The sequence below is a fragment of the Pantoea sp. S61 genome (assembly GCF_016625145.1).
Taxonomy (GTDB): Bacteria; Pseudomonadota; Gammaproteobacteria; order Enterobacterales; family Enterobacteriaceae; genus Pantoea; species Pantoea rwandensis_B.
This window is the reverse complement of record NZ_JACVUO010000041.1, coordinates 1-9,374: the sequence shown is the minus strand read 5'-3', so window position 1 is coordinate 9,374 and position 9,374 is coordinate 1. Positions and strand designations below refer to the sequence as shown.

The window sequence follows — 9,374 nt, the reverse complement described above, 5'->3', positions numbered from 1 at the left end:
TAACTCTCAACCTTTCAAGGCCATATGTCAGATCAAGTCGCGACTAATACACTTAAATCAATATTATCATGCTGACAAACGGCCCCGACCAGTCTAGCGATTGGTCTATTTGGTTCGATTTAAATAAACCCCCCCTGCCGTTTGGCTTATGTCTGCATAAGTGAAAGATAACTTGCCCTTACATCAATCATTGAAGCTAAGCGTGTAGCAAGATTGAGTAGGCAATCATTATCAACCTGGCAGAGCCTCCTGGACTTTACTGTCTTAACTCACGGTTGATAAATGTGCACCGTTGTTGACGTGTTGTCCTGTTTAAGATGGATCTTCAGCCCTCAACAAAAGTTCATTAGGATTTTGTCACTACTGGCTGGAACTATTCTCAGCGCTAGTTGGACACCCGATTATTTATATTCTAATCAAATGCCTATTACGCTTGCGAATTCGTTTACGTTTCTGTTGTTCAGATATCCCCTCAGCCCGGAGCAGTCCTTATCACAGCGTCACCGCGCTCACCGACGTGGCCAATACCATCCTGTTAAGCTCGATATCAAACCCCGGGTATGTGCCTGTTTGACTATGATCATCTCCTTAGATGAACAACCTACTTAAACTTTAACTCAAAAATCTGACTCTGTTTGATATGGCCATTCACGATACTGATGGAGTTGCCCCCGCTAAAACGGACACGGTTAATTTATAGCTAGCAGCGAACTTCTGTATTCCCTTGGTGACTGCATTTTCAGCCCTTTATGGGGATGCCAGTTATTATAGTCTTCCATCCATTCCGTCAGTTTTCCCATCACTGTCATCGCATCCCGCAGATCATTCACATGCACGTAGTCACGCTTGAACGTTTTAACGAACGATTCAGCCATCCCATTGCTCTCCGGACTGCGCACTGGCGTCGTACACACGATGAACCCGAGTGAGGCGGCGAACGTTCTTGTTGAGTCCGCTATGTAGCAACTGCCATTATCGGTCAGCCACTCAACGGCATGTGGCAGGTAAAGCGTATTGCCAAAGCGCTTTTCCACACTCTCTGTCAGCAGATCCTGCACCATAATGCTGTTTATTCCACCTGTTGTCGCCGACCAGCAGATGGCTTCGCGATCACAGCAGTCAAGGCTGAACACTACCCGCACGACTTCCCGATTCCAGCAGCGGATTTCAAAGCCATCTGAACACCAGCGCGTATCTGGCTTGAGTGTCACGACGTTGCCGGTATGACTGCGCTCTGGCTTTCTATGACCAGATTTTGCCAGCAACAGGTTATTCGCCTGCATGATCCGGTAAATGCGTTTGGGGTTAACCCGCCAGTTTTGTTCCTTCAGCGCACGATTGAGGTGTGCCGTCACGCGACGATAGCCGTTTGTCGCCCGCTCGCTGCATATCTGGCGGATAAGCGGTAACAGTCGGGCGTCATCATCTTTGCTATAGCGGGTTGGCCGCTGCTGGCGCTTCTTTAGCCGCCGTTCATAAAGATTCGAACGCGATACGCAGAGCACTTCTGCTATTCGGATTAGGGGGTATCGTCCGGTGGCAGCAATGGCATGCGCGATATCAACTTTTTTGCCTGGGCTATCTCAAGCGCATCCCGAAGGATTTCGGCTTCCATCGTTTTGCGGCCCAGCATTTGTTCAGGCTGTTTGACTTTTTTCTCCAGCGCTTTGACCTCGGAGACGCTGACCACCTCGTCGCCAGCGGAGATCGCAGACTTTCCACCCTCGTTCATGAGCCGTTTCCACTTAAAAAGAAGACTGGGTGTGATGCCATATTGCCGGGCAACGAGTGAGACGGTGTAGCCAGGCTGCATGGCGAGCGCAACAAAACGGGCTTTCTCTTCAGGAGTATAACGACGGCGTTTTTGCTCGCCAGTGATCACTTCGATTCTTTGCACAGGACACTCCTTAAACATAGCTCTATGCCTATGTCTTACTGGTGAAGTGTCCGGTTTAAACGGGGGCTATTACAACTGAAAGCAATGAAAGTGGCGCGTTTTGGTGAATTCTGAAGGGGAATAGTGCTGCTTATATCTTAATTTTCACGTAGCGACGTCCTGGCTAATGAGACATATTATCCCTTAACCATCTAAGTAACACTAAACTACTAACTAATTGAAAAGATTATATTTTAGAGCGAGACCTTAGATTTCCTCAAATCCAATATTTCTTACAGACATGATTAAAAAGAAATTTGGGCACTCCCTTGTGGTAATAGGGGGTTTGAAGCCACTCTGATTTGATGAGATTAGGTTAAAGCCCATTAGCTGTTGAAATGGTACCAATGTTCTTTGTACAACTTGAAGATCACTACGCTCCATTAATGTGTCACACTGAAAAGGCGTCGTAGTTTGGTCTCTACTAATTTCAGGGGAATTGATCGCAAGAGATAATTTAACAGTGGTCAATACCGGGCGTTTATCTCACTAAAACCCAAATCCAGTCGTCGTTTCTGAGTATACGAAGCCATGGATTAATGCGCTCCCTGACATAACAAAATAGTTCTTCTTCGCTCATTTCAGATGCTCTTGATTGAAACACAGGTAGGGCTTCGTCATACAATTCCCAGTACAGGCTGGATAATGCGCCCGTAATTTTTCCAAAAGCCCTTGGACTGAAATCCAGACACCATTGAGTGAAGAAAGCCAACCGGTATTCGACTTCAATCACATTGACTGCGTCTGAAATTTGTAGAAGTCTTATTCTGAGCCATATCAATGTACTTATAATTTTGTCTGGGTTCGCCATACCATTTTCCTGTTGATACCGAGCTAAATATAATTCCACTTCATCACGATCAGGAAAATGTTCAAGATTTAGCGAAGCCAGAATCAATAAGGTTTCAGATTGTGACCCCGCCATGACTTGGTTTTCTGCCCACGCAGTGACGTCTGTAGCAAACGTGTCAAAACCAAATGTCCCGTATTCTTTGCGAAACACGTTGAGACTAATAAGTTCCTGCAAGCTATAGGATGGTGAAGGGCAGTCGCTACTCATTATGGCTCTCTATACTTTTAAACCTATATATTAGCCTGAGGAAAGCTTCTCAATGCTATGTGTTAAGTATGACGAAAATAGAAAACCTGATGTGTCGTTTAAGACACCTGATAAGAGAATCTATTAGAAGAACAAGCATATACCATTCAGTTGAAACAGTAATTCGTTGGGAACAATACTTCAATAGGTGATTACTAACAGGAGGATTTACTTCATAAAAATGGGAATTTCAGTTTGAAATTTTAACAACTTTTTCAATTAAAATAGTAAGTTAACTATGAATCAGGCTGGGTAAATTTCTCCTATATTCACAGGTGTGCCCCTGTATACGAGGGAGATGCCTCATACACAGGGGGATGGATGGACTTTAATTGGCTTTCGAGTCAGCCTGCATACGTTCAAGAACGGCTTTTACAGCTTCATCCAGCTCCGCCTGATATGCAGCCGGCAAACGGGAAAACTCATAGGTTACAAGGCGTTTATCTGCATCTGTTTTCTTGCGAGCAAACTGCTTTTTATCTGCAAACTCAGCCATCTTCTCAGTAATGATTTTTTTAGAACCACGACTCAGTTTTGCATCGGCGCTTTCCACACGGAAATAGCCAAGAATTTTTGCTTTAATAGCGGGTTCGTCGAGTGCGATAAAGGAATCACTGGCCATACGGCCACGCACCCCGGCGGCCAGATCTTCATAGCTAATGTGTTTCGCGCTGGCCTTTTCAGCGGCATCAAGCAGGGCCTGGTAGTCACTGATTGACAGCTCATTCACTGAGGGAAAAACGGCGATCATTACATCTGGTACAGCAGCCGCCTGAAATGCACGCGTAACTTTAGCAGCAGACAGTCCTTCAGCTGACGCGATTTCAGCTTGCTTCATGTCACTTGGGTACATCAGTTTAAGCCGTTTACCCAACTCGCGCAGGGTATGTTCTCTGGCTGTCTGGATATCGACTGCTAGCTGACGTGCATCAGCAAGTGACAAGGCATCACGGGTCACCAGCACTTCAAATGGCGTGTCATTGAAGATACAGGCTGCACGGCGGCGCGAGCCATCCAGTATCTCAATCCGCCCGTCCACCTCACGACCAATCGCCGGGAAGAACTGCTGGAGCTTAATCGTGCGTGCAATATCGCTGACCGACTCCTGCGTCAGCAAACTCTGGTCACGGCCATTTACGGACCCATCCACAAAGGTCTGTGCTTCAATATCATCATGCAATATTTTTGTGAGCGTAAAGCGCGCCTCTGTACCAGATTTGAGGGTAAAGACGCGTTCGTTCTCTGATTCGCTCATCATTTTTGAGAAGCTTGAGTTTCCCAATTGGCGGCCCAGTTTGACCATTTCCTTTTTCATTTGATTCCCCTTACAAACTCAATTCGTTTAAACACCGCCTGCGTAAACCGCTCTGCTTCACGTTTTGCATTTTTCAGGGCCTCAGAACTCCCCGGATATGAGCTGGGGTCGGCGCTGACGATGGTATCGAAGCTCTCTCCACAGCGTTCAAACCCATCCAGACGTGGCAAGGTGGCGTCGAGAATATGAGAGGTGAAGACATCCCGTGCCAGGCCATGTGTCATTTCATGATCGCGCTTTGAAGTCATCTTGGACATAAAACCAATGTTGCCCTTAATCTGCGGTGTGATGCCCTCTTCTTCTAACTGCTCGATCATTTCCGGTAAACGAGTGAGATATTTGAGCGTTGAGTGAAAATCAACCTGAGCCGGCGGCGTTGGCGTCAGCAGCAGATCGCTTGCAGCCAGTGCATTAAGCATAAATGCATCAAGGTGCGGACCCGTATCGATGAAAATGAAGTCGTAGTCTTTACCAACACGGTTAATGATGGTCTGGCGAAGAACATCCGAAGGCAGCATGTCAGGAAGATGCTGTCTGACCAGGTCATTCCACTGACTTGCAATAAAACCATCATCGATGGAGGCTGGGATCACATCCACGCCAGGGATTATGGTGGGCTTAATGATGTCATCTTTGAGTTGTTCCGCGTCCAGGTCGTTCAGCATTGCCTGCGCAGCCGTTTCCATAATGGAACCGATGCTGTTGGCATGATTCAGAAACATCGTGCTGGAAGCCTGTGGGTCGAGGTCAATCACCAAAATACGTAAGTCATGTTGCAGCAGATCCTGATGGACACGCAGGCCATGAGCAAGGGTAACGGTACTGACTGTTTTAGAGACGCCGCCTTTCAGATTTACGACAAACACAACAAAGGGACCTTCCCCAGCGTGCAGATCGCGATACTTGGGAACCTTACGATGGGCATAGATGTCCACCACGTCCTGAATGGTCAGCGCATAATGCTTTGCATTACCCGCATCCTTTTTCCCGAAAACATGGCCCTTCTCTTCCATTTCATCTATTGCCTGCTCAACGGCACGACGACTTAGCTTAGGAAGATTGGCAACCGAATTACGAGTGAAAGTCTGATAGTACTGATCAAGACCAAACTCATTACGTCTCACAGTAATGTCGTCACTCATGCTCCTCAGCATTGCATTTGCTCTGCGTGCCGTCTCGTCTAATCCGCCGTAATTACTCTTCATTCGTCCGCTCCGATGGCAATCAATGATGTGATTGTACGCAATATAATTGTATGTGCAACATTTAATGTAAATTCATTAAATGTTTGTACGGCTGACAATGGTTAGATCACCAAGTTCGCAAATTGCTGATAAAATAGAAGAAAATCAGAATGCGATACTGTTCAGTGTCTGTATGCCCTCCCCTCCCTATTTCCAGTTAGGCTCGTTTTGTAAGCCAAAATTTCAATTTTTTCCCGCGGAAGTTTCATGCTTAACTATATGATTATTATGAGTAAATTATTTTAATTTCAACCTGAAATTCCCGTATTTTTTTGACTAGTTTGAGCCATAATCAATGCGAAATTGTTCCAAATAAAATAACAAATGAATGTTCTCCTATAAAAATGCTTGATGTGAACATCATCCCTAAAGCTTCTGCTTATCATCTTGCCCTAAGATTCTGCAGCATTCATTGCACTCCAGGACGAAAATTGATTTCGTGACCAAAGCTGTGCTCGTATGTCTTGCACTGCCCTGCTCTTCCTTGGCTGTTGCGGCAACCTATTCTTCCGAACAAAAAGCTGCCAATCAGATTAACTCATTAATCCTTATAGACCAGATACCATCCAATGCGGTTCTGAAAAACATGAATATGCAGTTCGAAAGTGATGATGTATTTATGCGGGGAACCGGTACTTTCTCATTTGACCATTGCGGCGGTTTGCTACAGGCCGATATTGCTCTTGAGAGAAATGAAAAATCACTAAGAGACATTCTGGCAACGTTCTTTACCTTGCACGTTAGCCGGCTGGTCTATGGGTGGGATACAAATATAGCCTTCCATAATTCTCTGACGGAAACTTTGACGCAAAAAACACCCTTTTTGTCGATTCTCATATCAAGGGGATTTACCTGGTTAACCCAAAGGGAATCATTGAGAAGTCCGGTGATATTACTGAAAAAGTGTATGACTCTTTACCGCTAACAAGGATAGCAATGACCCATTATCATCATAGCTCTGATGGTCACTTAATCAGTTTAAAAGAAGAAGCTCTTCAAAGTCCGACCAATCATTTACCCAATTCGGATACAACAATGCTGGCCAGTTAACTGGCATGCAATCTACTTCGAGAACAACAGAATACAGTTATGACAAATCAGGCAGACTTGCAGCAGAAGTCAGTATTAAGACATTCTCCACTATTGAGAAAACGAAAACACACTGCAGTGAGTGGGATAAATGTGAACAGTGCACCAAGGCGCTTGACCACGTCACCGTAATTATTCCAGGTATTGCTGGAGGCAAGAACAAAATTGAAGAGAATGATGTGAACGTAGAGAGCACATTTACCTATTGGGATTAGTTCTCTTAGCCAAGACACAGGAGTGTTGACTGACACGTCCTAGACCGCCGCCAAAATGGAAATTGTGCAGATCACTTAGCTTGAGTTCCTGTAGGCAGTCAGATAGGCCACCCTCTATCGAATACTAACGTTCATCAAATGCGAAAGCTTAATTAAGCAGATGTCGTGGCAAAGCAGACGGTTGCTTATCAGCATATTCTGGCAATGGGCAGCTCCTTCAAGTTTGTTATCCACGCTTTACTTAGCATCTCTCGTTTCATCCTCCATTCCGGCGGTATGCCTTTTCCAGCAAAACCTATGCTGTAGCGACCTGACTGTTCATTTCGTCCATCAGGATCATCAGCGCTTCACTTCCTGGGCGGGGAACTTCATTATCGTAGAGGTTCAATTGTGCAACGCCATTTGGTCTTAGCTCATTAAGCATGATGCCTGCTTTGGCGTAGCAGAAGCCTGGGCGTCATATTGTGTCCAGGGACTTCACCGCCGCTTCAATGATACTGCGTGTATCCTGCGTACCAACGCGTAATCTCACAAATGCCGTGTTGCCATAACCCGGCTGACCTGTATCAAAAGGGATGTGCGAATAAAGACGGAAACCTGATGGCAGAACTGACGGTCTTCTCGTAGTTTTTCAACCACACTTTCGGCGTAAGCACATATTGCCTGACGCATGGCCTCATAAGTTGTAATACGCTCGCCGAAACCCCGGCTGCCACAATCTCCTGCTTGAGGGAGGGGCATCCTCCATTTCAATGCAGGACTCACCGTTGAGCTCGCGCACGGTTCGTTCCAGAACGACACTGAAATTCTGACGGATAAACACAGGGGAGGTGCGAGCCAGTTCGAGCGCCGTTTTGATGCCTAACAGATTAAGCCTTTTGCCGATCCTTGAACCCACTCCCCACAGTTCTTCGACGGGCTGCCGTGACAATATTTTCTCAATGCGCCCGGGATTATCAGCCGTCAGCGCCAGCGCACCACGAAACTGAGGTCACTCTTTGCTTGCCCACTGAGCCAATTTTACCAGCGTTTTCGTTGGCGCCAGGCCACAACCCACCATCAGGCCGGTGCATTGCAGAACATGTTCCCGGGTCCTCCGTCCGAAATCTTCATAAGGCATGGTCAGTTCCATTCCCCTGCAATCGCAAAATCCCTCGTCCACCGAGTACACTTCAAGGCGGGGAACCATCTCCTCAATACAGTACATAACCCTGTTGCTCATGGAATGATTTATGTGGAATACTAAAACAACTTCAGACTGAGACCCTTTCGTCTGATTAAAGTACGCGTCCAACAGGAATATCAGACCAGCGTGTCGTCCATGACGGGCTGAGCATCTCCCGTTTCATTTTCCATTCCGTATTAATTCCCTGTCCAGCGAACCACAAGTTCCCCAGCCTTGACTGGTTGGTCCCGTCGAGCACTTTCATCAGTTGCGTACTGTTCTTCCGTGGCTGAGTATCATCAAGGAGATTAAACTGGCTGACGCCATTCGGTGTAAAGTCATCAAGCATGATGCCCGCCTTCATGTACCGGCGACCTTCCAGCCATATACGGTCAAGCGATCGCATGGCCGCTTCGATGATGTACCGCGTATCCTGTGTGGGAAGGTTTAGCTTTTCGCCAGCGCTGTTACCGTAAAAGACATTCTTGACTGCATGGGGGGAGGTTCGAACAAACACGCAGATACGCCTGCAAAACTGACGCTCGCCCCTGAGCTTTTCGGCGGCCCTCGTTGTGTACTGACAAAGCGCCTGCTGCATGAACACTTTTGAAGCAATGCGCTCACCAAATGACCTTGAGCAGCAATTCTGCTGTTTAGCAGGAGGTAGCTCCTCTATCGGGATGCAAGATTCGCCGTTCAGCTCACGTACGGTTCGCTCCAGCACCACGTTAAAGTTCTTACGTATGAGGGCAGGGTGGGTACGTGCCAGCTGAAGGGCATTATTGATGCCCATCAGGTTGAGACGTTTGCCAATGCGCCGACCCACCCCCCAAATTTCCTCCACCGGCTGGTTTTCCAGAAGGGTAGCGGTTCGCTTAGTATTGCCAGCTGTCAGTGCAAGAACGCCCCGAAACTGCTTCCACTCCTTGCTTGCCCACTGCGCTGATTTTGCCAGTGTTTTGGTGGGTCCCATTCCCACACCTGCAGTTAGACCTGTTGTATTCAAAACATGGGTTCTCAGTCGACGGCCAAAATGCTCAAAGTCTTCACAACCGTCAATGCCAGTCAGGTCCAGAAACATTTCGTACAATGCTGTACTGCTCAACGCGGGGCGTCAGCTCCTCCAAAGCGGTCATGACACGCTGGCTGAGATCATGGTAAAGCCCGTAGTTCGAACTGAAAATAAAGACCTTTTCAGGATAAGTTTCCGATTTTATCTGAAACCATGGCGCCCCCATTTTAATACCCAGTGCTTTTGCATCTATGTTATTTGGAATTGACTATATTTCATACAACACATGCTGATTTTAG

General features: G+C 46.8%; 9 protein-coding genes and 2 pseudogenes. 2 read left to right on the top strand and 9 right to left on the bottom strand.

Going from position 1 to position 9,374, the window contains the following annotated elements; genetic code table 11:
- Window positions 1-689: 689 nt before the first annotated feature.
- From IAE30_RS29515 to IAE30_RS29500, 4 genes are all read right to left on the bottom strand, one after another.
- A protein-coding gene (locus tag IAE30_RS29515) for an IS3 family transposase (protein WP_370585644.1) occupies window positions 690-1,915 on the bottom strand; the annotation gives its coding sequence in 2 pieces (ribosomal slippage) (window positions 690-1,573 and window positions 1,573-1,915; 1,227 coding nt in all).
- 502 nt (window positions 1,916-2,417) lie between these two features.
- Window positions 2,418-2,996 carry a hypothetical protein gene (locus tag IAE30_RS29510; RefSeq protein WP_200539293.1) on the bottom strand — a complete coding sequence of 193 codons (579 nt, stop codon included), beginning with the start codon at window positions 2,994-2,996 and terminating at the stop codon, window positions 2,418-2,420.
- A 367-nt stretch (window positions 2,997-3,363) separates the two neighbouring features.
- On the bottom strand, window positions 3,364-4,350 hold the full coding sequence (locus IAE30_RS29505) for a ParB/RepB/Spo0J family partition protein (RefSeq protein WP_200539294.1): 987 nt from the start codon (window positions 4,348-4,350) through the stop codon (window positions 3,364-3,366).
- On the bottom strand, window positions 4,347-5,555 hold the full coding sequence (locus tag IAE30_RS29500) for an AAA family ATPase (protein WP_200539295.1): 1,209 nt from the start codon (window positions 5,553-5,555) through the stop codon (window positions 4,347-4,349). The genes IAE30_RS29505 and IAE30_RS29500 overlap by 4 nt, the downstream gene beginning before the upstream one ends.
- Before the next feature lie 478 nt (window positions 5,556-6,033).
- Between IAE30_RS29500 and IAE30_RS29495 the strand changes: the two genes are divergently transcribed.
- Together IAE30_RS29495 and IAE30_RS30475 are read left to right on the top strand one after the other, a co-directional pair.
- A complete protein-coding gene (locus tag IAE30_RS29495) occupies window positions 6,034-6,519 on the top strand; it encodes a hypothetical protein (protein WP_200539296.1) in 486 nt (161 codons plus the stop codon).
- Window positions 6,520-6,634: 115 nt separating this feature from the next.
- Window positions 6,635-6,898: pseudogene (locus IAE30_RS30475) on the top strand (hypothetical protein); the annotation flags it as partial.
- A gap of 188 nt (window positions 6,899-7,086) precedes the next feature.
- Here the strand turns inward: IAE30_RS30475 and IAE30_RS30205 are convergent.
- The 5 genes and pseudogenes from IAE30_RS30205 to umuC all read right to left on the bottom strand — a co-directional run.
- Window positions 7,087-7,176 (bottom strand): DUF4113 domain-containing protein, encoded by a 90-nt coding sequence (locus IAE30_RS30205; RefSeq protein WP_370569516.1) that lies wholly within the window; start codon window positions 7,174-7,176, stop codon window positions 7,087-7,089.
- Between the two features lie 250 nt (window positions 7,177-7,426).
- Entirely contained in the window at window positions 7,427-7,570 is a 144-nt protein-coding gene (locus IAE30_RS30200; protein WP_234465573.1) for a hypothetical protein, read from the bottom strand.
- A gap of 4 nt (window positions 7,571-7,574) precedes the next feature.
- Complete coding sequence (locus IAE30_RS30195; protein ID WP_234465574.1) at window positions 7,575-7,829, bottom strand: hypothetical protein; 255 nt, start codon at window positions 7,827-7,829, stop codon at window positions 7,575-7,577.
- Window positions 7,830-7,889: 60 nt separating this feature from the next.
- Complete coding sequence (locus IAE30_RS30190; RefSeq protein ID WP_234465579.1) at window positions 7,890-8,087, bottom strand: hypothetical protein; 198 nt, start codon at window positions 8,085-8,087, stop codon at window positions 7,890-7,892.
- 88 nt (window positions 8,088-8,175) lie between these two features.
- A pseudogene (gene umuC / locus IAE30_RS29480) lies at window positions 8,176-9,322 on the bottom strand (translesion error-prone DNA polymerase V subunit UmuC); the annotation flags it as partial.
- Window positions 9,323-9,374 lie beyond the last annotated feature (52 nt).

Excerpts from the sequence above, each read along its gene's own strand:
- IAE30_RS30190 (WP_234465579.1), bottom strand. The coding sequence starts at position 8,087 with ATGGTTCCCCGCCTTGAAGTGTACTCGGTGGACGAGGGATTTTGCGAT.
- IAE30_RS29500 (WP_200539295.1), bottom strand. The coding sequence starts at position 5,555 with ATGAAGAGTAATTACGGCGGATTAGACGAGACGGCACGCAGAGCAAAT.
- IAE30_RS29505 (WP_200539294.1), bottom strand. The coding sequence starts at position 4,350 with ATGAAAAAGGAAATGGTCAAACTGGGCCGCCAATTGGGAAACTCAAGC.
- IAE30_RS29510 (WP_200539293.1), bottom strand. The coding sequence starts at position 2,996 with ATGAGTAGCGACTGCCCTTCACCATCCTATAGCTTGCAGGAACTTATT.
- IAE30_RS30200 (WP_234465573.1), bottom strand. The coding sequence starts at position 7,570 with ATGCGTCAGGCAATATGTGCTTACGCCGAAAGTGTGGTTGAAAAACTA.